Origin of the sequence: Planomonospora sp. ID91781 (assembly GCF_015711595.1) — a bacterium.
Taxonomy (GTDB): Bacteria; Actinomycetota; Actinomycetes; order Streptosporangiales; family Streptosporangiaceae; genus Planomonospora; species Planomonospora parontospora.
This window is the reverse complement of sequence record NZ_JABTEY010000002.1, coordinates 385614-409308: the sequence shown is the minus strand read 5'-3', so window position 1 is coordinate 409308 and position 23695 is coordinate 385614. Positions and strand designations below refer to the sequence as shown.

20 protein-coding genes are annotated in these 23695 nt (G+C 74.6%); 11 read left to right on the top strand and 9 right to left on the bottom strand.

The window, feature by feature from the left end:
• Positions 1-52: 52 nt before the first annotated feature.
• Positions 53-826, bottom strand: coding sequence for an SDR family NAD(P)-dependent oxidoreductase (locus HS048_RS21065; RefSeq protein WP_196468369.1), 774 nt, complete (start codon positions 824-826; stop codon positions 53-55).
• A 14-nt stretch (positions 827-840) separates the two neighbouring features.
• A complete protein-coding gene (locus HS048_RS21060) occupies positions 841-1317 on the bottom strand; it encodes a MarR family transcriptional regulator (protein ID WP_307832578.1) in 477 nt (158 codons plus the stop codon).
• A gap of 120 nt (positions 1318-1437) precedes the next feature.
• Here HS048_RS21060 and HS048_RS21055 point away from each other — a divergent pair, with 120 nt between their 5' ends.
• From HS048_RS21055 to HS048_RS21040, 4 genes are all read left to right on the top strand, one after another.
• A complete protein-coding gene (locus HS048_RS21055) occupies positions 1438-4692 on the top strand; it encodes an efflux RND transporter permease subunit (RefSeq protein ID WP_196468367.1) in 3255 nt (1084 codons plus the stop codon).
• Positions 4693-4855: 163 nt separating this feature from the next.
• A complete protein-coding gene (purB, locus tag HS048_RS21050) occupies positions 4856-6286 on the top strand; it encodes an adenylosuccinate lyase (protein WP_196468366.1) in 1431 nt (476 codons plus the stop codon).
• A 3-nt stretch (positions 6287-6289) separates the two neighbouring features.
• On the top strand, positions 6290-7102 hold the full coding sequence (locus HS048_RS21045) for a GNAT family N-acetyltransferase (RefSeq protein ID WP_196468365.1): 813 nt from the start codon (positions 6290-6292) through the stop codon (positions 7100-7102).
• 124 nt (positions 7103-7226) lie between these two features.
• Complete coding sequence (locus HS048_RS21040; RefSeq protein WP_307832577.1) at positions 7227-8231, top strand: DUF4037 domain-containing protein; 1005 nt, start codon at positions 7227-7229, stop codon at positions 8229-8231.
• Between the two features lie 30 nt (positions 8232-8261).
• On the opposite strand, the gene HS048_RS21035 is transcribed toward HS048_RS21040, so the two are convergent.
• Positions 8262-8594, bottom strand: coding sequence for a DUF3817 domain-containing protein (locus tag HS048_RS21035; protein ID WP_231647652.1), 333 nt, complete (start codon positions 8592-8594; stop codon positions 8262-8264).
• A gap of 278 nt (positions 8595-8872) precedes the next feature.
• Between HS048_RS21035 and HS048_RS21030 the strand changes: the two genes are divergently transcribed.
• Positions 8873-9715 carry a GyrI-like domain-containing protein gene (locus HS048_RS21030; protein WP_307832576.1) on the top strand — a complete coding sequence of 281 codons (843 nt, stop codon included), beginning with the start codon at positions 8873-8875 and terminating at the stop codon, positions 9713-9715.
• Positions 9716-9810: 95 nt separating this feature from the next.
• Here the strand turns inward: HS048_RS21030 and map are convergent, their stop codons facing one another.
• Positions 9811-10578 (bottom strand): type I methionyl aminopeptidase, encoded by a 768-nt coding sequence (gene map, locus HS048_RS21025; protein ID WP_196468363.1) that lies wholly within the window; start codon positions 10576-10578, stop codon positions 9811-9813.
• Between the two features lie 66 nt (positions 10579-10644).
• Between map and HS048_RS21020 the strand changes: the two genes are divergently transcribed.
• Complete coding sequence (locus HS048_RS21020) at positions 10645-10899, top strand: helix-turn-helix domain-containing protein (RefSeq protein ID WP_068904120.1); 255 nt, start codon at positions 10645-10647, stop codon at positions 10897-10899.
• A gap of 20 nt (positions 10900-10919) precedes the next feature.
• On the opposite strand, the gene HS048_RS21015 is transcribed toward HS048_RS21020, so the two are convergent.
• On the bottom strand, positions 10920-12017 hold the full coding sequence (locus HS048_RS21015; RefSeq protein WP_196468362.1) for a tyrosine-type recombinase/integrase: 1098 nt from the start codon (positions 12015-12017) through the stop codon (positions 10920-10922).
• Between the two features lie 184 nt (positions 12018-12201).
• Here HS048_RS21015 and HS048_RS21010 point away from each other — a divergent pair, with 184 nt between their 5' ends.
• On the top strand, positions 12202-12639 hold the full coding sequence (locus HS048_RS21010) for a 50S ribosomal protein L7/L12 (protein ID WP_196468361.1): 438 nt from the start codon (positions 12202-12204) through the stop codon (positions 12637-12639).
• 54 nt (positions 12640-12693) lie between these two features.
• Here HS048_RS21010 and HS048_RS21005 read toward each other — a convergent pair whose 3' ends face one another.
• Positions 12694-13434, bottom strand: coding sequence for a hypothetical protein (locus HS048_RS21005; RefSeq protein ID WP_068904114.1), 741 nt, complete (start codon positions 13432-13434; stop codon positions 12694-12696).
• A 77-nt stretch (positions 13435-13511) separates the two neighbouring features.
• On the opposite strand from HS048_RS21005, the gene HS048_RS21000 reads away from it, so the two are divergent.
• The gene (locus HS048_RS21000) at positions 13512-14516 is read left to right on the top strand and encodes a LysR family transcriptional regulator (RefSeq protein WP_196468360.1); all 1005 of its coding nucleotides are present in this window, start codon (positions 13512-13514) and stop codon (positions 14514-14516) included.
• Here the strand turns inward: HS048_RS21000 and HS048_RS20995 are convergent.
• The 3 genes from HS048_RS20995 to HS048_RS20985 all read right to left on the bottom strand — a co-directional run bounded on the left by HS048_RS20995 (position 14459) and on the right by HS048_RS20985 (position 19529).
• Positions 14459-15871 carry a serine hydrolase gene (locus HS048_RS20995; RefSeq protein WP_196468359.1) on the bottom strand — a complete coding sequence of 471 codons (1413 nt, stop codon included), beginning with the start codon at positions 15869-15871 and terminating at the stop codon, positions 14459-14461. The two genes, HS048_RS21000 and HS048_RS20995, sit on opposite strands and share 58 nt — an antisense overlap.
• A gap of 47 nt (positions 15872-15918) precedes the next feature.
• The gene (locus HS048_RS20990) at positions 15919-18198 is read right to left on the bottom strand and encodes an ATP-binding domain-containing protein (protein ID WP_196468358.1); all 2280 of its coding nucleotides are present in this window, start codon (positions 18196-18198) and stop codon (positions 15919-15921) included.
• Between the two features lie 164 nt (positions 18199-18362).
• Positions 18363-19529, bottom strand: coding sequence for an NAD(P)/FAD-dependent oxidoreductase (locus HS048_RS20985; protein ID WP_307832574.1), 1167 nt, complete (start codon positions 19527-19529; stop codon positions 18363-18365).
• Positions 19530-19653: 124 nt separating this feature from the next.
• On the opposite strand from HS048_RS20985, the gene HS048_RS20980 reads away from it, so the two are divergent.
• From HS048_RS20980 to HS048_RS20970, 3 genes are all read left to right on the top strand, one after another.
• The gene (locus tag HS048_RS20980; RefSeq protein ID WP_196468356.1) at positions 19654-21873 is read left to right on the top strand and encodes an ATP-dependent RecD-like DNA helicase; all 2220 of its coding nucleotides are present in this window, start codon (positions 19654-19656) and stop codon (positions 21871-21873) included.
• 152 nt (positions 21874-22025) lie between these two features.
• Complete coding sequence (locus HS048_RS20975; protein ID WP_196468355.1) at positions 22026-22997, top strand: GlxA family transcriptional regulator; 972 nt, start codon at positions 22026-22028, stop codon at positions 22995-22997.
• Complete coding sequence (locus HS048_RS20970; RefSeq protein ID WP_307832573.1) at positions 22994-23689, top strand: DJ-1/PfpI family protein; 696 nt, start codon at positions 22994-22996, stop codon at positions 23687-23689. The genes HS048_RS20975 and HS048_RS20970 overlap by 4 nt, the downstream gene beginning before the upstream one ends.
• The last annotated feature ends 6 nt before the right edge of the window (positions 23690-23695 follow it).

The following is a 23695-nucleotide window of genomic DNA, read 5'->3' as shown; positions in this document are numbered from 1 at the left end:
GGTCGGTGTGCGGGTGGGGCGGGCGGGTCGTGCCCGGTGTCAGCGGACGGTGTCAGTGGACGGAGAAGCCACCGTCGACGCAGAGGGCCTGGCCGGTGATGTAGGCACCGGCGGGGCCGGCGAGGAGGACGGCGAGGCCGGCGAAGTCGGCGGGCAGGCCGTTGCGGCCGGTCATGGAGCGGGCGGCGAGGGCTTCGACGCGGCCGGGGACGGCTTGGACGGGCTGGGTGAGGGGGGTGAGGACGAAGCCGGGGATGATCGTGTTGCTGGTGACGCCGTGGCGGGACCAGGCTTCGGCCTGGGAGCGGGTCAGGCCGGTGAGGGCGGCTTTGGCGATGCCGTAGGCGCCGCTGTCGCCGAAGGCGCGGATGGACTGCTGGGAGCCGATGTTGATGATGCGTCCCCAGCCGCGGTCGGCCATGCGGGGGCCGTAGTGCTGGCCGAGGAGGTAGGGGGCGGTGATGTTGACGGCCATGGTCTGCTCGTAGTCGTCGGTGGTGAGTTCGGCCATGGGGCGGCGGATGTTGTTGGCGGCGTCGTTGACGAGGATGTCGATGTCGCCGTGGTGGGTGGCGGCGTCGCGGCAGAGGCGGGTGAGGTCGGTGCGGTCGGCGAGGTCGGCGCTGATGGCGGTGGCGTTGACGCCGTAGGCGCGCAGGCGGGTGACGGCGGTGGCGAGGGGTTCGGGGCGTCGGGCGGCGATGACGAGGTCGGCGCCTGCGCGGCCGAGGGCTTCGGCGATGGCGTAGCCGATGCCGGAGCTGCCGCCGGTGACGAGGGCGGTTCTGCCGGTGAGGGAGAAGAGGGTGTCGAGGTAGTCGGACATGGACAGAAAACCTATCATCCTACCTTTCTGGTGGGAGGATCTTCTTCCTGGAGCGTGGCTGCGACGGCCTGGATCCGGTCCATGACGGAGCACAGGTCGTGGAGGGTCTGGGTGTCGAGGTGCACGAGCAGGCGCCGGAAGTCGTCGAGGCCCGCGTTGGAGATGTGCTCCATCAGGGAGTGGCCGGCCGGGGTGAGTTCGGCGCGGCGGACGCGGCGGTCGTGGGGGTCTTCGCGGCGGGCGGCGAGGCCGTGGCCGACGAGGCGGTCGACGAGGCCGGTGACGGTGCCGAGGCCGACTCCGAGGTGGTGGGCGAGCTCCTGGCCGGAGGCCGAGCCGCGGGCGGCCAGGAGCATGACGACCTTGAGCTGGCGCATGGTCAGGTTGGAGTCGAACAGGGGAGAGGACTGGCGGTTCTGGGCGAAGATGCGGCCCAGGTCGCGTTGTATGTCGCCGATGCGGTCGATCAGCCGGTCACGTTCGTCGTCCACGCTCACCTCTCGTTTCCTGAGAAGGTTATCAGGATCGTGAGGCTCCGTTAAATATTCGTTCGAGGCGAAGTGTTAGTCTGGCGGCAACATTATTCTGACGTCCTCTAGGAGCCCCCTCTTATGACAGCCCTGGCCAGGTTGAGCCTCGCCAACCGCAGCCTCGTCATAATGATCGCGGTCGTGGTGAGCGCGTTCGGCGCCTTCGCGATCCCGTCGCTGAAACAGCAGCTGCTGCCCTCGCTCTCGTTCCCGGGGGCGTTCGTGGTGACCGCCTACCAGGGCGCCTCTCCCGAGATCGTCGAGGAGCAGGTGACCAAGCCGATCGAGGACAGCTTCCAGGGCATCGCGGGGGTCACCGAGGTGACCTCCACCTCCCGGGAGGGTCTGTCCCAGGTCCAGGTGGCGTTCGAGTACGGCACGGACATCGACGACGCGGTCGCCAAGATGCAGCAGTCGGTGGCCAGGATCGAGGCCGCGCTGCCGGAGGGGACCGACCCGCAGGTGATGACGGGCGGCACCGACGACATCCCGGTGCTGGTGCTGGCGGTGGAGGACGGCGGCGACGGTCGGGCGATGGCCGACAAGCTCGAGCGGATCATGGTTCCGGAGCTGCGGGGCATCGAGGGCGTGCGCGACGTGGCGGTGACCGGCGTGCGCGACGAGACCGTGGTGATCACTCCTGACCTGAGAAAGCTCGCGCTGCTCGGCCTGCAGCCGACCGCGGTCGCCGAGGTGCTGCGGGCCAACGGCCAGCCGGTTCCGGCGGGTGCCCTGACCGAGGAGAACAGGTCGCTGACCGTGCAGGTGGGCGACCGGATCGATTCTCTGAAGGAGCTGGAGGACCTCTATCTGACGCCGGCCGCTCCGGCGGCGCAGGTTCCGCAGGCCCAGCAGCAGGCCGCGCAGCAGGGCCGTCAGGTGCCCGGCGCCGGGGGGCGGGCGGGGCAGGCGCGTCCCGCGGCGGCGCCGAAGGCGCCCAAGCCGGTCAGGCTCGCCGACGTCGCCGACATCGAGCGGGAGCCGGCGGCGGCCACGTCGCTGACCCGGACGAACGGTGAGCCGAGCCTGGGCGTGTCGGTGACGATGGCGCCGGACGGCAACGCGGTGGCGATCTCCCATGAGGTGGCGAAGCGGATCCCGGAGATCGTCCGGGCGATCGGCGACACCGCGCCGGTGACGGTCATCTTCGACCAGGCGCCGTACGTGGAGCGGTCGATCGAGGATCTGACGACCGAGGGCCTGCTGGGGCTGGCGTTCGCGGTGCTGGTGATCCTGGTGTTCCTGTTGTCGGTGCGTTCCACGCTGGTGACGGCGGTGTCGATCCCGCTGTCGGTGGTGATCGCGCTGATCGCGCTGTGGCTGGGCGACTACTCGCTGAACATGCTGACGCTGGGTGCGCTGACCATCGCGGTGGGCCGGGTGGTGGACGACTCGATCGTGGTGCTGGAGAACATCAAGCGGCATCTGGAGTACGGCGAGGCCAAGCGCGACGCGGTGCTGGCGGGTGTGCGCGAGGTGAGCGGGGCGGTGACGGCTTCGACGCTGACGACGGTGGCGGTGTTCGCGCCGATCGCGGTGGTCGGCGGCATGGTGGGGCAGCTGTTCGCGCCGTTCGCGATCACGGTGACGGTGGCGCTGCTGGCGTCGCTGCTGGTGTCGCTGACGGTGATCCCGGTGCTGGCGTACTGGTTCCTGAAGGCTCCGGTGCTGGGTGCGGAGGAGGCGCGGGCGGTCCGGGAGGAGGCCGAGGCCAAGGAGCTGCGCAGTCCGCTGCAGCGGGCGTACCTGCCGGTGCTGCGGTTCGCGACGCGGCGGCGGCTGGTGACGGTCCTGGTGGGCGTGGTGGTCTTCGTCGCGACGATGGGCCTGGCCGGGCGGCTGGAGACGAACTTCCTGGACTCCTCCGGGCAGGACACGGTCTCGATCAGCCAGAAGATGCCGGTGGGCACGGATCTGGCGACCACGGACGCGGCGGCCAAGAAGGTCGAGGAGGTGCTCGCCGGTCTGGAGGACCGGGGTGTGCAGTCTTACCAGGTGAACGTGGGTTCCGGTGGCGGGTTCATGGGGGCGATGGGCGGCGGCGGTGACAGCGCGTCGTACTCGGTGACGGTGGCCGAGGGCACGGACACGCCGGCGCTGGAGGAGACGCTGCGTGAGCGGCTGAAGGGCCTGGACGGCGTCGGTGAGATCACCGTGGGCGGCGGCCAGGGCGGCGGCATGGGCGGTTCGGCCAACCAGGTCCAGGTCATCGTGCAGGCGCCGGACATCGAGACGCTGGAGGCGGCCGCGGAGACGGTGCGCGGCGCGATGGCCTCTCTGGAGGGGCTGCGGGACGTGTCGTCCAACCTGGCGGCGAGCGCGGAGCGGGTCGAGGTCCGGGTGGACCGGGAGAAGGCGGCGGCCAGGGGTCTGTCGGAGTCGTCGGTCGGGCAGCTGCTGGCGCAGCGGTTCCGCGGTGCTCCGCTGGGCCAGGTGACGCTGGACGGGCGGGCGGAGGATCTGATCCTGCGCACCGGTGACGCGCCCGAGGACGTGGAGGCGATCCGGAAGCTGGAGCTGCCGACGGCCGCGGGGATGGTGGAGTTGTCGGAGGTGGCCGCGGTGGAGAAGGTCGAGGGCCCTCCGCAGGTGACCCGGATCGACGGCGAGCGCAGTGCGACGGTGTCGGGTACGGCGACCGCCAGTGACCTGGGCAGTGTGACGGCGTCGCTGACGACGCGGCTGGAGGGATTGTCGCTGCCGGAGGGTGCCTCGTACGAGATCGGCGGGGTGAGCGCGGATCAGGAGGAGGCGTTCGGTCAGCTGGGGCTGGCGATGCTGGCGGCGATCGCGATCGTCTTCATGATCATGGTGGCGACGTTCCGGAGTTTCGTGCAGCCGCTGATCCTGCTGGTGTCGGTGCCGTTCGCGGCGACGGGTGCGATCGGGCTGCTGCTGGCCACGGGCACTCCGCTGGGCGTGCCGGCGTTGATCGGCATGCTGATGCTGATCGGCATCGTGGTGACGAACGCGATCGTGCTGATCGACCTGATCAACCAGTACCGGGAGCAGGGGATGGGCATCGTGGAGGCGGTGATCGAGGGAGGTCGCAGGCGGCTGCGGCCGATCCTGATGACCGCGGTGGCGACGATCTTCGCGCTGGTCCCGATGGCGCTGGGGCTGACCGGGTCGGGCGGGTTCATCTCCCAGCCGCTGGCGATCGTGGTGATCGGCGGGTTGCTGTCGTCGACGCTGCTGACGCTGGTGCTGGTGCCGACGCTGTACGTGATGCTGGAGCGGGCCAAGGAGCGGCTGCGCCGCGGTCCGCGGAAGGCTTCGCGGGGCGGGTCGGAGGTGAAGGTGTACGACGCCGACGAGCTGGCGGCTTCGCGCTAGCGGTTTCACGCCGGTCACCGGTCGCCGTGCGGTGGTGCGCTGTACTGCGCACGCCGTACGGCGGCCCGCTTTTCCGCGGGTCCGGTCCTGTCGCGGGCCCGGCGGGTGGTCGGGGAGGACCCCGGGCGCGCGGTGCGCGGGGGCGCCGATAAGCTGAGGCAACGTGACTGCCAAGCCGCGTATCCCCAATGTCCTGGCCACCCGCTACGCCTCGGCGGAGCTGGCCCGTCTGTGGTCTCCCGAGTACAAGGTGGTGGCCGAGCGCCGCCTGTGGCTGGCCGTGCTGGCCGCCCAGGCCGAGCTGGGCGTGGAGGTCGGCGCGGGGGTGGTGGCCGACTACGAGAAGGTGGTCGAGCGGGTCGACCTGGCGTCGATCGCGGAGCGGGAGCGTGTCACCCGCCATGACGTGAAGGCCCGTATCGAGGAGTTCAACGCGCTGGCCGGGCACGAGCACGTGCACAAGGGCATGACGTCGCGGGACCTGACGGAGAACGTCGAGCAGTTGCAGATCCGCGACAGCCTGGTGCTGGTGCAGGACCGGTGTGTGGCGCTGCTGGCGCGGCTGGCGGGTCTGGCCGCCGAGCACTCGCAGACGGTGATGGCGGGCCGTTCGCACAATGTGGCGGCGCAGTCGACGACGCTGGGCAAGCGGTTCGCGTCGGCGGCCGACGAGCTGCTGGTGGCGTTCGCGCGGCTGGAGGAGCTGATCGCCCGTTATCCGCTGCGCGGGATCAAGGGTCCGGTGGGCACCTCGCAGGACATGCTGGACCTGCTGGGCGGGGACCGGGGTGCGCTGGCGGAGCTGGAGGACCGGATCGCGGCGCATCTGGGGTTCGCCCACCGGTTCACCAGTGTGGGGCAGGTGTATCCGCGGTCGCTGGACCACGAGGTGGTGACGGCGCTGGTGCAGCTGGCGGCGGCGCCGTCGTCGCTGGCGAAGACGATCCGGTTGATGGCCGGGCACGAGCTGGTCACCGAGGGGTTCGCCGAAGGGCAGGTCGGGTCGTCGGCGATGCCGCACAAGATGAACACCCGGTCGTGTGAGCGGGTGAACGGGCTGGCGGTGGTGCTGCGCGGGTACGCGTCGATGGCGGCGGAGCTGGCCGGGGACCAGTGGAACGAGGGGGACGTGTCGTGTTCGGTGGTGCGCCGGGTGGCGTTGCCGGACGCGTTCTTCGCCTTCGACGGGCTGGTGGAGACGATGCTGACCGTGCTGGACGAGTTCGGGGCGTTCCCGGCGGTGGTGGCGGCGGAGCTGGACCGGTACCTGCCGTTCCTGGCGACGACGAAGATGCTGATGGCGGCGGTGCGGGCCGGGGTGGGCCGGGAGACGGCGCATGAGCTGATCAAGGAGCACGCGGTGGCGTCGGCGCTGGCGATGCGGGAGCGGGGGGCCGGTAACGAGTTGCTGGCGCGGCTGGCGGCCGACGAGCGGTTCCCGCTGGATGCGGCGGCGCTGGAGGCGCTGCTGGCCGACCGGGTCTCCTTCACGGGGGCGGCGGCCGAGCAGGTGGAGGCGGTGGTGGCGCGGGTGGGTGAGGTCACCGCCCGGCATCCGCAGGCGGCCGGCTACGTTCCGGGCGCGATCCTGTAGCCGGTGGTGGAGTTGTTCACGGTCCCGGACGTGCTGGCCGCGTCCGGGGGCGACTGCATGGTGGTGTGGGCCGCTCAGGGGCTGCGGGGCGGGGTGCGGGCGTGGGCGCTGGACGGGGCGGTGGCGGTGGCCAGTCCGCAGTTGAACCGGCGTGACCGGTTGACGGTGCGCGGTCCGGTGGCGGCGGTGGCGGAGCTGGTGCGGCGGGTGCTGCCGGAGCTGGGGCCGTCCTACCGGTTGCTGGGGGAGCGGTCGCTGGTGGCCGGGGTGGTGGAGCGGTTGCCGGGGGCGCGGCCGCCGGTGGGGTTCGAGTGGATGGACACCTCGGCGGACGGGGGCGCGGACTCGGTGGAGGGCGCCGCGCGGGGCGCGGCGGCCGTGGACCGGCTGGGCGCTGGGGCGGGTGGCCTGGACGGCCCGGGCGTGGCGTGGCTGCCGGCGGAGGCCGACGGTGAGGTGGCGGCGCTGCTGGCGGTGGCGTCGCCGTCGGCGTGGGCGGTGCCGGGGGTGGCGGGGATCCGCAGGTGGGCCGGGATCCGGGGTCCCGGCGGGGAGCCGGTGGCGGTGGCCGCCGACGCGTGGTCGGCGCCGCAGGTGGGTTTCGTGGCGGGGGTGGGTACGGCGCCGGCCTGGCGGGGCCGGGGGCTGGGCGAGGCGGTGTGCCGGTTCGTCTTCGGTGAGCTGGCCGCCGAGCACGGCACGGTGGCGCTGATGGTCGACACCGCCAACCGGGGCGCGATCCGCGTCTACGAGCGGTTGGGCATGCGGATCCGGCCGGTCGCCGCGGCGGAGCTGGCCGCGCGCTGCGGGGGTTGACGGGTTCTCCCCGGCCGGGGACGGCCTGGGGGCGGGCTGCTCCGGGCCGCCTCCGTGCGAGGGGAAAACCGGGTGCGCGGGGAGGGCGGGCCGGGGCAGAGTGGACGGAATGATGTCCAGTTTCGTGCCTGGTTTGCAGCTGTCGCGTGACTTCTACACGGAGGTGGTGCGGCCCCTGGTCGAGGGGGTGCCGCACAGTGCCGCGCTGATCGGCGCGGGTTCGGAGGTGCTGGCGTTCGACACCGAGCGCTCGGCCGACCACGGCTGGGGGCCGCGGGTGGTGCTGTTCACGGCCGCCGGGGTCGCCCAGGAGGTGGGGGAGGCGGTCGGGCGGGGCCTGCCCGAGGTCTTCGGCGGGTATCCGACGGTGTTCGGGGGCGGTAGCGGTGTCGTGGTCGCCGATCCGGGTGAGTGGTTCGCCGGGCGGCTCGGGTTCGATCCGGTCCGGGGGGTGGGCGTCCTGGACTGGTTGTCGGCGCCGTGGCAGCGGCTGGCGGAGGTCACCAGCGGGGAGGTCTTCCACGACGGGCTGGGCGTGCTGGAGCCGGCGCGGGCCGCGTTGCGCTGGTATCCGGCTGATCTGTGGCGGTATGTGCTGGCGGTGCAGTGGCGGCGCCTGGCGCAGGAGGAGTCGTTTCCGGGCCGGTGCGGGGAAGTGGGGGACGATCTGGGTTCGGCGGTGCTGACCGCCGGGCTGGCGCGCGAGGTGATGCGGCTGGCGCTGCTGATGCGCCGCCGCTATCCGCCGTACTCGAAATGGCTGGGCAGCGGGTTCGCCCGCCTTTCGGGGGCGGCCGAGCTCGGTGAAGCGTTGTCGCGGGCGGTGGCGGCGCGGGAGTGGCGGGAGCGGGAGCGGCATCTGGGCCGCGCGTACGAGCGGGTGGCGGCGCTGTACAACCGGGTGGGGCTGGCCGGGCCGCTGGAGGCGCCGGTGCGGGGTCTGCCCGGCCGGCCCTTCCAGGTGATCGGTGCCGGGCGGTTCGCCGACGCGCTGGCGGCGGCGGTCACCGACCCGGTGGTGGCGGCGCTGCCGCCGGCCGGGTCGGTGGACCAGTTCGCCGGCTCCGCCGACGTGCTGACGTGCCCGGAGCGGTGCCGCGCCGTCACGCGGGCCGTGCTGGGTCTTTGACGGGTGTCTGCGGGGGGGCGGGAGGGGTTTTCAGGCCGCGGTGGCCGGCCCGGCGGTGGCGAGGCGGGCGGACATGCGCCGTTCGAACCACAGGGAGGTGAACGGCGGTATCGCGCACGCCAGGCCGAGGGCGATCGTGCCGGTGCTCCAGCGGGCCGTACGGCCGGCGGCGAGCGCTCCGAGGACGTACAGCACGAACAGGGCGCCGTGGACCGGGCCGAAGATCTTCACGCCGAGGTCGCCGGTGGCGGCGATGTACTTGAAGTACATGCCGGCGAGCAGGCCCGCCCAGGAGCACGCCTCGGCGATCGCGACGTAGCGGAACAGGCGCAGCGCTGCGGGCGCGGCGGGGATGCTGGACACGGCGGGGGCGCCTTCCTTCGAACGGAACCGGGGACGGTCTTCAGCCTAGGGGGCCGGGGTCGTGCTCCCGGCCGGGAGGGCGGCGGGTCCGGCGGGTAGGGTGTCGTGGCGGTGCGGCGTGCGTGCCGTCGTTCCCGGTGGTGCGGGCGGGTCCGCCCGGCCGGGCGGACCGCTCCCCCCTCATCTCTCCTGCCCGGCCGGTGTCTGCGGACGGGTCCCGCAGGGGGACCGGTCGATGTGATGGGATCGTCCCCGCAGGGAGGGCCCATGCTGGGAACGTGAACGAGGATCTGGAAGAGGCTCTGCTGCCGATCGGGCGGTTCGCCCGGTTGTGCCGCCTCAGCGTCAAGCAGTTGCGTCACTACGCCGAGCTGGGCCTGCTGCCGCCGGCGTGGGTGGATCCGGGTACCGGCTACCGCTACTACCGGGCCGGGCAGGCGCGCGAGGCGCTGTCGATCGGGTTGCTGCGCTCGCTGGACGTGCCGCTGGCCGCCATCGGGGAGGTGCTGTCGGGTACCGACCCCCACCGGGTGCTGGGCCGGGTCCGTGCCGGCCTGGAGGCGGAGCTGGCGCGGCGGCGCCGTACCCTGGCGACGCTGGAGCGGGTGCTGGGCGCGGGTCTGCCCGCGCTGCCGGTCGAGGTGGTGGCCGAGCCCGCCCGCAGGGTCGCGCTGGCCCGGGAGGTGGCCGTCTCGCCCGAGGACATCGGCCGGGCCTTCGCGGTGTGCGTGGCCCGGCTGGGCGTCCCCGTGCCGGATCCCGGCAGCCCGGCCGGGGCCGGCGGGGAGCCGGCCGGGCTGGTCGGGTTGTTCCCGGTGGAGTTGGAGGGTCCCCTGCCGGTGGCCGTGGCCGTGCTGCTGGATTCCGGTGGCCCCCGCGGCCGCCGCCCGCCGCCCGGGACGGAGGCGGACCTGCTGCCCGGCGGGTCCTTCGCCCGTGTCGTCCACGTCGGGCCCTACGACCAGTCGGCGCCGGCCTACCACTCGCTGCTGGCGTGGTGCGCCGAGCGGGGGCATCCGGTGCGCGGCCCCGTCCGCGAGGTCTACCTGTCCGACCCGGCCGTCACCGTGCCGGAGCGGCTGGTCACCCATCTGATGGTCCGGCTGGGGGATCCGGGATGACCGGGGGGCGGAGCGGTGCCGGGCGGCGGGGACCGGCCGGGCATGGCGCGGTCCGCCGGGGCCGGGTGCGTTCCGGCCCCGGCGGGCGCCGTGCGTCACGGCCGGGTCAGGACGCGCGGTCCGTCGTCGGTGACGGCGACCGTGTGCTCGACGTGGGCGGCGCGGCTGCCGTCGGCGCTGGACAGGGTCCAGCCGTCGGGGGCGGTCACGTAGCCGTCGGTGCCGCCGGCGGTGAACATCGGCTCGATGGCCAGCACCAGGCCGGGCCGGAGCGTCAGGCCGCGTCCGGGGCGGCCCCGGTTGGCCACGTGCGGGTCCTCGTGCATGGTGCGGCCGATGCCGTGCCCGCCGAAGTCGTCGGGGATGCCGTAGCCTGCGGCCCGGCCGGTCCGGGCGATCGCGTGGCCGAGGTCGCCGATCCGGCCGCCGGGCACGCACAGTGCGATGGCGGCCTCCAGTGCGGTCTGCGTGGTCGCGATGAGCGCCAGGTCGTCGGGGCGGGGGCGGCCGACGGTGAGGCTGACGGCCGCGTCGCCGGCCCAGCCGTCCAGCAGGGCGCCGCAGTCGACGCTGAGCAGGTCGCCGTCGCGCAGCCGGTAGCGGCCGGGGATGCCGTGCACGATGGCGTCGTTGACGGATGTGCAGATCACCGCGGGGAACGGGGTGGGTGCGAAGGCCGGCTGGTAGCCGAGGAACGGCGAGGTGGCGCCCGAGTCGGCGAGCACCGTGCGGGCGATCTCGTCGAGTTCCAGCAGGCTCACCCCGGGGGCTGCGTGTGCGCCGACGGCGGCCAGGGCCGCCGCCACGATCTTGCCGGCTTCGGCCATGGCCTCTATCTCCGCCGGTGTCTTGATCTCAACCATGTTCCACTCTCCCGTGAATCCAATACTTATACCGGTATTGTTATCACGGTTGCTAGGATCGCGTGCATGGTGCGACCTCCACTGAGCGAACTGGACCGCGAACGCGGTCACCGGCTGGGCACGATCCTGCGCCAGGCGCGCGGCGACCGGAGCATGGCCGAGGTGGCCGCCGCCGCCGGGCTGTCCGCCGAGACCCTCCGCAAGATCGAGACCGGCCGGGTCCCCACCCCGGCCTTCTTCACCGTCGCCGCCCTGGCCCAGGCGCTCGGCGTCTCCCTGGACGTCCTGGCCGAGGTGAGCGCCGCCGAACGCGCCGCCTAGGGGGCCGGCGGGTCCGCGGGTCAGGCGCCGTCGGGACGCTGGGCGGGCCCGCGCAGCAGGGGGTGGGTGCGCATGGCCACCTCCAGCTCGCCGGGCAGCTCGTCGCGGTAGCGGCCCAGCGTCGCCAGGTCGCTGTGGCCCAGCACCCGCCGCACCGCGTCCATGTCCACCGCGTCGGCCAGCAGGTGCGTGGCCGTGGTGTGCCGCAGGCCGTGCGGCGTCACCGAGCGCCGCCGGTCGGCCTCCACCCGCCGCTGCACCCGGTCGATCACCGCCTGCACGTCGCCTCGCGCCAGCCGGCGCCCCCGCCACGACAGCAGCAGCGCCTTGTCCGGCGAGCCGGCCCGGCCCCGCTCCAGGTAGGCGTCCAGGACCCGGGCCACGTCGGCGGGCAGCGGCACGTCCCGGGTCCTGCCGCCCTTGCCGAAGATCCGCCAGTAGCGCACCCCGTCGTTGGTGTAGAAGTCCTCGACGTTGGCGCGGACCAGCTCCGACACCCGCGGGCCCAGCGTCGTCAGCAGCAGCACGATCAGTGCGTCCCGCAGCTCGGTGCGCTGGTCGCGGCGGCTGCGCCGCTCCCGGCCGGCGTCCGGATCCGCTCCGGGATCGGGATCGGGGCCCGCGTCCGTGCCGCCGCCCAGCCGCCGGGCCGCGCCGATCAGCCCCTGCGCCTGCTCCCGGGTGAGCGCCCGCCGCTCCGGGCGCAGCCCCCCGCGCTCCCTGGAGGTCACCGTCGCCGCCGCCATCGGGTTGATCTGCACCCAGCCGGCCAGTGCCGCGTGCTTGAACAGCGCCGAGACCGACCGCCGGAACCGCGCCTGCGACGACGCCGACTGCACGGCCCGCCCGGGAGCCGGGAGGGCGGCCCCGTCCGGCCGGGTGCGCCGCTCGTCGGGCTTGCGGGCGAACGCCAGCAGGACCGCGTCGACGTCCTCACCGGTCAGGTCGTCCAGCACCCGGCCGGCGCCGGCCAGCCGCACGAAGGTGGCCACGTCCCGGGCGTAGACCTCCGCGGTGGCCGGGGACAGGGCGCCGGTCGAGGTCTTGGCCCGGATCAGCTCCACATAGCGATCGGCCGACTCCTGCACGGTGAGACGGTTCAGCTCCGCAGGCCGCATGGTTTCGGGGACGCCCTTTCTCGATCTTCCCGGATGCTACCGGCCGGCACCGGCCTCCGGCCGCCGGATCACCTTCCCGGCCACCGCCGCCGCAGACGCGGCGCGGTGGATCCCCGGGCGGGTACGGACCCGCCCGGGCGAACCCGGGCGAGACAGGACACGCAAGCGGCAATACGATCGGTCCATGCCGAACCTGGGACCGATGGAGCTCCTCATCATCGGATCGTTCCTCGCGCTGCTCGCCGTCGCAGCGATCGCCCTCATGCGGCGCAGTGCCCGGCCCTCGACCCCCGCGCCCCGCCTGGACCCCGCCGAACTGCACCACCGGGTCCGGGACCTGACCGCGCAGGGCAGAGCGATCCAAGCGATCAAGCTGATCCGGGAGCAGACCGGCCTCGGCCTGGCCGACGCCAAGCGCTACGCCGACGACGTGGCCGCGGGCCGGGCGCCCCTGCCGCCCGGGGGCGCGCAGGGGGTCACGCGGCGAGGCGGTGCGGACCTGGCCGGCCGGGTGCGCGAGCTCAAGGCCGCCGGGCGCGCCGAGCAGGCGCTCTTCCTGGTCCGGGGCGAGACCGGGATGGCCGAGGCCGACGCCCGCCGGTTCGTCGACGCGATCGAGTAGTGCCCGTGCGGCCCACACCGGCTCCGGACGGGTGGTGAACGGAGCCGGGGCGGCTCACCCTGCGGGCAGGTGCGCGGGCACCGCCGCGGTAGGGCCGGTCCGGGAGGCGGCGCGGGCGACGGCGGCCGCGGCGAAGGCGGTGATGACCGGGTGCGGACGGGTGCCGTCGCCGGCCAGTTCGGGCTGGAAGAGCGTGGCCAGGAAGAACGGGTGGCCGGGCAGTTCCAGGATCCGCGGCGCCCCCGCCCCGTCGCGGCCGGAGAAGCGCAGCCCGGCGCCGGCCAGGGCCGGCAGGTAGCGGGCGTCGGGCCCGTAGTGGCAGGAGTAGCGCTCCACGGTCTGCTCGGCGCCGATGATCTGCTCGGCCAGGGAGCCGGGCGCCAGCCGTACCGCGTCCTCGTGACCGGCCAGGGAGCACTCCAGGGGCACCAGCAGCGGCTCGGCGGCGGCGGAGGGGTCGTTCTCGGCGTGCGAGACGGCCAGGCCCAGGACGTTGCGGGCGTACTCCAGGAGGGCGTGCTGGAAGCCGCCGCAGGTGCCCAGGAACGGTACGGCGTGCTCGCGGGCGGTGCGGGCGGCCTGCAGCGCCCCGGCCTCGCTCCGGTACGGGCTGCCCGGCAGCATCCAGATCGCGTCGAAGCGCTCCAGGCCGCCGGTGTCGGTGGTGGGGATCCAGTAGGCGTCCAGGGTCAGCCCGTCGCGCCCGCGCAGCGCCGACAGCAGGGCGGGGATGCGGGCGTGGGCCTGGACGTGGGGGGATCGGTCGCCGACCAGGGCGACGGTCGCGGTGGTCATGCGCCCATCCTGACCGGCCTGGCGGCTTAAGCGCCAACGATGATCTCTGCTGGTCCGATAAGGGATACTGATGGGCTGTGGACCCCCATCTGCTGCGCACCTTCGTCGCCGTCGCGGACCTGCGCTCCTTCTCCGCCGCGGCCGAGCGGCTCGGCTACACCCAGTCGGCCGTCTCACAGCAGATCGCCGCGCTGGAGGCCGATCTGGGGGTGGTGCTGCTGCGGCGGCGGCCGGTGGCGCCCACCCCGGCCGGGCGGCGCCTGCTGGAGCACGCCGGTCCGCTGCTGCTGCGTCACCGGGCCGCCCGCGCCGACGTGCTGCGCGCCGCGGCCGGGCCGCCGCGGACGGTCGTGGTGGCCGCCTCGGCGCTGGCCTGCCCGCCCGTGCTCGCCCGGGCCCTGCGCGGGCCCCGGCTGGAGGTGACGGTGCGCACCGCCGACCGCCGCCGGGTCGCCGAGCAGGTCGCCTCGGGTGCGGCGGACCTGGGGCTCGTCGACGGGATCGCCGCGCCCAGCGATCCGCTGCGCCTGCCCGACGTCGGGCCGCTGACCGCCGTCGGTGTGGCGTCGGAGCCCTTGGCGGTGGTCCTGCCGTCCGGTCATCCGCTGCAGGGGCGCAGCGGCCTGGCGCTGGGCGACCTGGCGGGTGCGCTGTGGCTGCAGGCGCCGGCCGCGGTCGCGGTGGAGCGGCTGCGCGAGCTGGCGGGCGAGCCGCCCGGCTCCGGCGGTTTCCGGGTGGCCTGCCGCTACGACGGCCACGACCTGCACACGGTGCTGAACCTGGTCGCCGCCGGGCACGGCCTGACCCTGCTGCCCGTCTCGGCGGCGGCCCGCCCTGCGGCCGGGGGGACGACCGCGGTCCCGCTGAGCGCGCCGCGCGTGGTGCACAGGGTGGAGGTGCTGCACGGCGCGCTCCCCGCCGCCGGCCGAGGTGCCGGGGACGGTGCCGGGGACGGTGCCGGGGACGGTGCCGGAAACGACGGCGACGCAGGCGACGCCGGCGACACAGTGGCCGCGCTCGTCGCTCAGCTGCGCCAGCCGCCGTCGTCCACGCCGCCGGGCACGCCGCCCTCCGGGTCGTAGGGGGTGCGGGTGAACACGAACGTCGCCAGGTCCAGGTGGCGGACCGAGCCGTCTCCCCGGCGGATCGGGCGCAGCGTCTCCCCGGCGTAGTAGCCGTCCAGGCCGAGCCAGGTGCCGTCGGCCTGCGCGGTGAAGCGGGAGGCGCGGCCGGTGCCGCCGAGCGGCGTCAGCGACAGGTCGCGGCCGCCCAGCAGCCGCAGCGCGTAGGGGGCCGGCCCCCAGTACCAGGGGCCGGCCAGTTCCAGCAGGGCCGGGTCGACCTCGGCGGGCGCCCACTCGGCGGGCAGCCGCGGCTCGCAGGCGTCCAGGATCGCCAGCAGGTCGGTCAGCAGGGTGCGGCTCGCCCCCGAGGTGGAGTTGGCGCAGAACAGCACGCCGGTCCGGTCGGCCGGGTCGGCCCAGACGGTGGCCAGGAAGCCGGGCATGGAACCGGTGTGCCCGGCCAGGCGGCGCCCGCCCGCCCTGGCCAGTTGCAGGCCCAGGCCGTAGCCGCCGGTCCAGGCGTCGCCGTCGTCGACGGTCGCCGGTTCGCGCATCTCCGCCAGCGTCGAGGCGGCCAGCACGCCGCCGGTGTCGCCGGCCACGAACGCCGCCCAGCGGGCCAGGTCGGCGGGGGTGGACCAGATCTGCCCCGCCGGTGCCATGGCGCCGGCGTCGTGCTCGGGTTCGGGCAGCAGCACGTCGGCCCACGGGTGGACGGCGTAGCCGCGCGCGTGCGGCGCGCGCGGCCGTGTGGTGGTGTCGCGCATGCCGAGCGGCCGGAGGATCTCCTCGCCTACGGCGGTGGCCCAGTCGGTGCCGCGGTGGCGGGCGACCAGCTCGCCCAGCAGGCCGAAGCCGAGGTTGGAGTAGTGGTAGCGGCGGCCGGGCCGGTGCCGGGCCGCCTCCGGGCCGAGCAGGGCCAGCAGCTCGGTGAACGGCAGGCCCGGGGTGCGCTCCCACCACTGGCCGGGCGGTTCGGCGGTCAGGCCGGAGGTGTGCGACAGCAGCTGGGCGACGGTCACCTCGTCTGCGGGAGTGCCGGGCAGGTGCTTGCCGATCGGGTCCGTCAGGTCCAGGCGGCCCTCGTCGCGCAGCCGCATCACCACGACGGCGACCATGCTCTTGGTGATCGACCCGATGCGGTACTGGGTGTCCACGGTGGGTACGGCGGGCGCAGCGGGACCGGCGGGACCGGCGGGCTCCTGCGCGCCGCCGTCTCCGCCGGTCCCCTCGACGCGGCCGCGCGCGCCGAACCAGGCGATCTCCCCGTCGCGCACCACGGCCGCCGCCAGTGACGGCAGTCTCGACTCGGACTGCTCGGCCGCGATCCTGCGCAGCAGCGCGCGAGCCGTACCCTCCAGCACCGGTGACATCGACGGGGCTCCTCTTGTGAGACGACTGGGGTCACTGACCGCCCACGTTAGTGCCGGGCCGGCCGCGACAGCATCGGCGGGAGGTCGTCGGCGAAGACCACGGTCAGCCGGCGGGTGGCGCGGGTGACGGCGACGTACAGGTCCTGGCCGCCTCTGGGGGAACCGGCCAGGATCTGGGCGGGCTCGACCACGATCACCGCGTCGAACTCCAGCCCCTTGGCGGAGGCGGGCGTCAGCACCGCGACGGGGCGGTCCAGCGCGGCCGGCTCCGAAGGGCCCGCCGCCAGGGCGGCGGAGACCTCGGCGTGCCGGGCGGCGGGCACGATGACCGCCAGCCGGCCCTCGCCGACCGCCTCCAGCTCCTGCCCGACCAGGCCCGGCAGCCGCCCGGCGGAGGCGCGTACCGCGCGCGGCCGGTCGCCGCCCTCGCGCACCGACTCCGGCGGCCGCCGGTCCGGCGCGACCGCCGCCAGGACGTCGGCGGCGACCTCCATGATCTCCACCGGGGTGCGGTAGTTGACCTGCAGCCGTTCCACCCGCCAGCGGCCCGCGACGTAGGGGTCGAGGACCTCGCCCCAGGAGCGGGCCCCGGCGGCCGAGCCGGTCTGCGCCAGATCGCCGACGACCGTCAGGGAGCGGGCCGGGATGCGGCGCATCACGGTCCGCCAGGCCATTGCCGACAGCTCCTGGGCCTCGTCCACGATGACGTGCCCGTAGACCCACGTGCGGTCGGCGGCGGCCCGCTCGGCGGTGGTGACGTGCGGGCCGGCCGGGCGGTGGCGCTCGGCCAGCGCGGCGGCCTCCATCATCTCGTCCTCGGCCAGGCCGGTGAACTCCAGCACGCCGCGGGCGTAGGCCTCCTCCTTGCGCCGCGCGTCGGCGGCGGCCCGCTCGGCGGCCGGGCTCACCGGGTCGTCGACGCCCAGCAGTTCGGCGGCCTCGTCCAGCAGCGGGACGTCGCCGGTCGTCCACGGCGAGCCGGGCGGGCGCAGCAGGGCGCCGCGTTCGGCGGCCGTCAGCCGCGGCGCGGCCCGGTCCAGCGCCTGCGGGTCGGACAGCAGGTCGCCGACCAGCCGCTCGGGGGTGAGGTCGGGCCACAGGGCGTCCAGTGCCTCGCGCACCTGGGGGCGGCTCCACAGCACCTTGCGGGCGTAGGCCAGGTCCTCGGCGTCGGCGGGGGCGTCCAGCCGGGCGGCCTCGTCTGCGGCCAAGGCCCGCAGCACGTCCAGGACGAACAGGCGGCGGGCGACGTTGTGCGGGCGGCCCGAGCGCCGGGCCCGGTCGCGGGCGGCCGCGCAGACGGCGCGGGAGGCGCGGACCGTCATCTCCTCGACCACGACCTCGACGCCGCCGCGCAGGGAGGTCCGTACCGGGAAGGAGACCTCCAGGTCGCCGTCGGGCAGGCGCTGGCGGTCGCGCACCGCGGCGGCGACGACGGCGGCCATGCGCAGGTCGCCCTTGACGACGGCGGCGGCGGGCGGGTCGTCGGCGCCGGCCCGCACGCCGGGGTGCAGCTCGCCCACGGTCGCCACCACCACGTCGGTCTCGCCGAGGGAGGGCAGCACCTGACCGATGTAGCGGGAGAACAAGGTGGTGGGGCCGATGACGAGGATGCCGCGCCGCGACAGCACCTCGCGGTGGGTGTAGAGCAGGTAGGCGGCGCGGTGCAGCGCGGCGACGGTCTTGCCGGTGCCGGGGCCGCCCTCGACGACCAGCGCTCCGGCCAGGCCGGAGCGGATCACCCGGTCCTGCTCGGCCTGGATGGTCGCCACCACCTGGCTCATCCTGCCGGTACGGCCGCGCCGCAGCGCCGCCATGAGCGCGGCCTCGCCGACGAGGGTGCGCCGGTCGGGTTCGGCGAGGCGGTCCAGGTCGAAGACCTCGTCGTCGAGACCGACCACGGTGCGCTCGCGGGTGTGCAGGTGGCGGCGGCGCACCAGCGGGCCGGGGTCGGCGGGCGTGGCGGTGTAGAAGGGGCGGGCGGCCGGGGCGCGCCAGTCGGTCAGGACGATCTCGCCGTCGGCGCCGCGCAGCCCGGTCCGGCCGATGTAGAGGGTCCGGCCCTCGGCGTCGTCGGTGCGGCCGAAGCACAGGCCGTGCTCCACGGCCGACAGCTGCGCCAGGCGGCGGGCGTGCTCGGCGGCGGAGACGTCGCGTTCGAGGCGGGCCTGGTGGGTGCCGCCGGCCGTACCGCCGGCGTGGGCGGCGGCGAGTGCGGCGCGGGTCCGCTCGCGGACGGCGTCCAGGCGGTCGTAGAGAGCGGTGAGGCGGGTCTGCTCGGTCAGCAGGGCTTCGGCGAGGGCGGGGTCGGGTTGACGGGATCCCATCTCTTTGGTAGACTCCTGTCTAATGGGCTAATTGTGAAATAAAGGCGATCGAGTATAGTGCTCCCGTCTTCTTCTCCGCACGCCTGTATGCCCCGTGCGCCGCAGTGAGCCGCACCCACCAGACCGGTCCGTCCGCCGACCGGCTCCGGGCAGGCCCCCTGCGTTCACCGGCCGCGCAGCCGCAGCCCGTCCAGCAGCCAGCGGCCGGCCACCGCACCCGCCAGCCGCGGCGGCACGGTCCCCGCCCCCAGGCCCACCTCCACCAGCAGGTCGAACACCTCCCGGCGCCGGGAGGCGACGGCGATCGCCGCGTCGATGAAACCGGGCGAGCGAGCGGCCCGGGCCAGCACGTCGGTGGTGCGCAGATGACGCCCCAGCGCCCCGCGCAGCGCACGCCGGTAGGCGGGCAGCGGATCGCCGGCCGCCCGCACCGCCGCCTCCCCGGCCAGGCGGCCCGAGAGCAGCGCGTAGTAGATGCCCTCGCCGGTCAGCGGGTTGATGAGGCTGGCGGCGTCGCCGGCGAGCATCACCCGGCCCGCACCGGGCCGCGGCCGCCCGCACGACAGCGGCAGGTGGTGGGCCCGCAGGTCCCGGGCGGGCAGGTGGGGCAGCAGCTCGGCGAGCCGGCCGTGCAGGACCCGGCGGCCGGGCAGGTCGCAGGCCTGCAACCGGGGCAGGAGCATCCCGAAACCGACGTTGGCGCTGCCGTCGCCGACCGGGAACGACCAGGCGTAGGCCGGCCAGCCCTCCCGCTGCATGGCGATGAGCTGGACGTCGTCACCGACCGGCACGTCGGCGTAACCGCGCACCGCGATCGCGGTGTGCCGCTCGGGGGTGGCCGGCAGGCCGATGAGACGCCGCACGGCCGAGTTGGCCCCGTCGGCGGCGACGACGGCGCGGGCGGCGAAGAGCCCGTCGACGAGCACGTGCGCGCCGAGCTCGGCCAGCGCCCGCACCCGGTGGCGGCGCACCTCGACCCCGCGGGCCCGGGCCGCCTCCACCAGGCGGGCGTCGAAGACGCGGCGGGGCACGACGTGGTTGGGCCGGGCGACGGTCGCGTGGACGCGCTCGCCGCCCGGGGAGACCACCTCCAGGCGCCGCGTCGGCCGGTGGTCGTCGATGAGGCCGGGCAGGCCGAGCCGGGCGAGCTCGTCGCGGCCGTGGGCGGCGATGCCGTCGCCGCAGGCCTTGTCGCGGGGGAAGTCCTCGCGGTCCAGCAGCAGCACCCGCGCCTCGGGGCGCAGCTGCCTGGCCCGCAGTGCCGCCGCCGAGCCCGCGGGGCCCGCCCCGACGACCACCAGATCCCATACGCCGTCCGCTGCGCCGCTCACCCAGGTGGTCTGCCACGCCACGCCCCCGCGAAACCCGTCCGCGCCCGTCCGCGCCCGCCGCGGCGCCGGGAGAGACCGGGAGACAGGAGACAGGATGTCGGGGATCTGCGGCACAATACCCGCCATGACCACTGCGGAGGCGCAGCGTCCCCCCGGCACCGTGCTGGAGGCGGTGCTGGAGCGCATCACCTACGCCAACGAGGAGACCGGCTACACGATCGCCCGGGTGGCCACCGAGCGGTCGGGGTCGGAACTGCTGACCGTGGTGGGCCCGCTGCTGGGCGCGCAGGTCGGCGAGTCGCTGCGGCTGACCGGCCGGTGGGGCTCGCACCCGCGCTACGGCCGCCAGTTCGAGGTGTGGTCCTACACCACGGTGCTGCCCGCCACCGTCCAGGGCATCCAGCGCTACCTCGGCTCCGGGCTGATCAAGGGCATCGGGCCGAAGATGGCCGAGCGGATCGTCGGCCACTTCGGCACCGCGACCCTGGACGTCATCGAGGCCACCCCCGAGCGCCTGGTCGAGGTCCCCGGCCTGGGCCCCAAGCGCACCAAGATGATCGCGGCCGCCTGGGAGGAACAGAAGATCATCAAAGAGGTGATGATCTTCTTGCAGGGGGTCGGGGTGTCCACCTCCATCGCGGTGCGCATCTTCAAGCAGTACGGCGACCGCTCCATCGAGGTCGTCAGGAGCGAGCCGTACCGGCTGGCCGACGACGTGTGGGGCATCGGCTTCAAGACCGCCGACACCATCGCCCAGGCCGTCGGCATCCCCCACGACAGCCCCGAGCGGGTCAAGGCGGGCCTGCGCTACACCCTGTCGCAGGCGGCCGACGACGGCCACTGCTACCTGCCGGCGCCCAACCTGATCGGCGACGCCGTCAAGATCCTCGACGTGCCCGCCGAGCTGACCGCCCGGTGCCTGGAGGAGCTGGTCGCCGAAGAAGGCGTGGTCCGCGAGGAGCTGCCCGCAGGCGACGTGACGGTTCCGGCGGTCTACCTGGTGCCGTTCCACCGCGCGGAGCTGTCGCTGGCCCGCTCGCTGCGGGCGCTGCTGGGCGCCGAGCACGACCGGCTGGGCGTCTTCGCCGACGTCGACTGGCCGGTGGCCCTGCAGTGGCTGCGCGGCCGTACCGGCGCCGAGCTGGCCGCCGAGCAGGAGAAGGCGGTACGGCTGGCGCTGTGCGAGAAGGTCGCGGTGCTGACCGGCGGCCCGGGCTGCGGCAAGAGCTTCACCGTCCGCTCCATCGTCACCCTGGCCCGCGCCAAGAAGGCCAAGGTGATCCTGGCCGCGCCCACCGGCCGGGCCGCCAAGCGCCTGGCGGAGCTGACCGGCCACGAGGCGACCACCGTGCACCGGCTGCTGCAGCTGCGCCCCGGCGGGGACGCCACCTTCGACCGCGACAACCCGATCGACGCCGACCTCGTCGTCGTCGACGAGGCCTCCATGCTCGACCTGCTGCTGGCCAACAAGCTGGTCAAGGCCGTCGCACCTGGCGCGCACCTGCTGTTCGTCGGCGACGTCGACCAGCTGCCGTCGGTCGGCGCCGGGGAGGTCCTGCGCGACCTGCTGGCCGCCGAGGAGGAGATCCCGCGGGTACGGCTGACCCACATCTTCCGCCAGGCCCAGGAGTCGGGCGTGGTCACCAACGCCCACCGGGTCAACACCGGCCTGATGCCCGCGCTGGAGGGCATGAAGGACTTCTTCCTGTTCCCGTGCGAGGAGCCGGAGGAGATCGCGGCGCTGACCGTCGACGTGGTCGCCAACCGCATCCCGCGCCGGTTCGGCCTGAACGCCCGCCGCGACGTGCAGGTGCTGGCGCCGATGCACCGCGGCGCGGCCGGCGCCGGCAACCTCAACACCGTGCTGCAGGAGGCGCTCACCCCGGCCCGCGAGGGCATGCCCGAGCGCCGCTACGGCGGGCGGGTGTTCCGCATCGGCGACAAGGTCACCCAGCTGCGCAACAACTACGACAAGGGCGCCGCCGGGGTGTTCAACGGCACCGTCGGTGTGGTGACCGACATCCGGCCCGACGACCACAGGCTGCTGGTGCGCACCGACGAGGACGAGGAGGTCGAGTACTCCTTCGACGAGCTCGACGAGCTCGCCCACGCTTATGCGGTCTCCATCCATCGCTCCCAGGGCAGCGAGTACCCCGCGGTGGTGATCCCGCTGGCCACCAGCGCGTGGATGATGCTCCAGCGCAACCTGCTCTACACCGCGATCACCCGCGCCAAGAAGCTCGTCGTCATCGTCGGCTCGCGCCGGGCGCTGGGCCAGGCGGTGCGCACCCGCGGCGCCGGGCGCCGCCACACCAGCCTCACCCACCGGCTCCGCCAGGGCTGACCGGGACCGCCGGGCCGCCCCGGTCCCGCTGCTCCCGCCCGGGAAGCACCCCGCGGCTCGCCGGGGGAACGCGCTGCGGAGAATGCGGCATGGCGCAATCTGCAATACCTGTGTCGTTGACGCCGCAGCACCCCGCTGACCAGCATGGGGACATGCACCGACGCGTCGTCCTCGTCGTCTTCGACGGCTTCCAGCTGCTCGACCTGGCCGGTCCGGCCGACGTGTTCGCCGTCGCCGGCCTGCTGACGCGCGGGGAGGGCTACCGCGTGGAGGTGGCCGCCACCCGCGCGGGAGCCGTACGGGCGCAGAACGGGATCGAGGTCACCGCGCAGACGGCGCTGGCCGACGTCGAAGGACCGATCGACACGCTGCTGGTCACCGGCGGGCTGCCGGTGGTGGAGCGGTTGCGCGAGGAGGAGCTGCCCGATCAGGTCGCGCGGCTGGCCTCCGGCGCCCGCAGGGTCGCGTCCGTCTGCACCGGGGCGTTCGTCCTGGCCGAGGCCGGTCTGCTCGGCGGCCGGCGCGCGACCACGCACTGGCTGATGGCCGGCGACCTGGCCGAGCGGTACCCGGACGTGCGGGTGGACGTCGACCCGATCTACGTCAGGGACGGCGAGGTGTGGACTTCGGCCGGGGTCAGCGCGGGAGTGGACCTCGCCCTGGCCCTCGTGGCCGACGACCACGGCCACGCCCTCGCCCGCGACGTCGCGTGCGGGCTGGTGGTGTACCTGCACCGGCCCGGCGGGCAGAGCCAGTTCAGCACCCAGCTGAACGCCCTGACCCCGCGCAGCGAACCGCTGCGGGAAGTGCAGGCGTTCATCGACGCCAACCCCGCCGCGAACCTGAGCGTGCCGGCCCTGGCGCGGCGCGCGGGGATGAGCGAGCGCCACTTCTCCCGCCTGTTCACCGAGCAGACCGGCCTGCCGCCCGGCCGCTACGTCGAGCGCAGCCGGGCCGACGCCGCCCGGCGGCTGCTGGAGGTCACCGGCCATCCGCTGGAACGGGTGGCCAGGGAGTCCGGGCTCGGTGCGCCCGAGACCCTCTACCGGGTCTTCCGCCGGCACTGGCGCGTCTCACCCGGCGACTACCGCCGCCGCTTCCACTCCGAGGAGAACCGACCGTGAACCCTTCGCCGACCCCTTCGCCGCAGCCCTCCGGCCGCCCCGCGGAGCCCGCCGCGCAGCGCTCCGGCCTGCAGGTCGTCATCCCGCTCTACCCGCGCTTCACCGCCCTGGACGCCGTCGGGCCGTACACCGTGCTGGCCTTCGCCCCCGGCTGCACGGTCACCTTCGCGGCGGCCGGACCGGGTCCCGTCGCCGACGACCGCGGCAGCCTCGCCCTGACGGCCGCCGCGTCCTACGCCGACCTGCCGGACCCGGACGTGATCGTCGTGCCCGGAGGGCCCGGGACCGCCGAGGCGATGGCCGACGAGGCCCTGGTCGGCTGGATCGCCCGCGCCCACGAACGGACCCGCTGGACGGCCTCGGTGTGCAGCGGCTCGTTCCTGCTGGGCGCCGCCGGCCTGCTGAAGGGCAGGAGGGCCACCACCCACTGGGGATGGCTGGAGCACCTGGCGGGCTTCGGCGCCGAACCGGTGAGCGAGCGCGTGGTCGTGGACGGCAGGATCATGACCGCGGCGGGCGTCTCCTCCGGCATCGACATGGCGCTGACCCTGCTGGCCCGGATGAGCGGCGAGGAGACGGCCCGCGCCGTGCAACTGGCCATCGAGTACGACCCGGACCCGCCCTTCGACAGCGGCTCGGCCAAGACGGCTCCGGCCGGCCTGGCCGAGAAGGCCATGAGCCTGATCGGCTGAACGGCC

What these genes read in the sequence shown, in the direction of transcription:
- HS048_RS21015 (WP_196468362.1), bottom strand. Translation starts at nt 12,017, where the DNA reads ATGCGGCCTGCGGAGCTGAACCGTCTCACCGTGCAGGAGTCGGCCGAT.
- HS048_RS21055 (WP_196468367.1), top strand. Translation starts at nt 1,438, where the DNA reads ATGACAGCCCTGGCCAGGTTGAGCCTCGCCAACCGCAGCCTCGTCATA.
- map (WP_196468363.1), bottom strand. Translation starts at nt 10,578, where the DNA reads ATGGTTGAGATCAAGACACCGGCGGAGATAGAGGCCATGGCCGAAGCC.
- HS048_RS20980 (WP_196468356.1), top strand. Translation starts at nt 19,654, where the DNA reads ATGACCACTGCGGAGGCGCAGCGTCCCCCCGGCACCGTGCTGGAGGCG.
- HS048_RS20975 (WP_196468355.1), top strand. Translation starts at nt 22,026, where the DNA reads ATGCACCGACGCGTCGTCCTCGTCGTCTTCGACGGCTTCCAGCTGCTC.
- HS048_RS21020 (WP_068904120.1), top strand. Translation starts at nt 10,645, where the DNA reads ATGGTGCGACCTCCACTGAGCGAACTGGACCGCGAACGCGGTCACCGG.
- HS048_RS20995 (WP_196468359.1), bottom strand. Translation starts at nt 15,871, where the DNA reads ATGTCACCGGTGCTGGAGGGTACGGCTCGCGCGCTGCTGCGCAGGATC.
- HS048_RS21010 (WP_196468361.1), top strand. Translation starts at nt 12,202, where the DNA reads ATGCCGAACCTGGGACCGATGGAGCTCCTCATCATCGGATCGTTCCTC.
- HS048_RS20990 (WP_196468358.1), bottom strand. Translation starts at nt 18,198, where the DNA reads ATGGGATCCCGTCAACCCGACCCCGCCCTCGCCGAAGCCCTGCTGACC.
- HS048_RS21065 (WP_196468369.1), bottom strand. Translation starts at nt 826, where the DNA reads ATGTCCGACTACCTCGACACCCTCTTCTCCCTCACCGGCAGAACCGCC.
- HS048_RS21005 (WP_068904114.1), bottom strand. Translation starts at nt 13,434, where the DNA reads ATGACCACCGCGACCGTCGCCCTGGTCGGCGACCGATCCCCCCACGTC.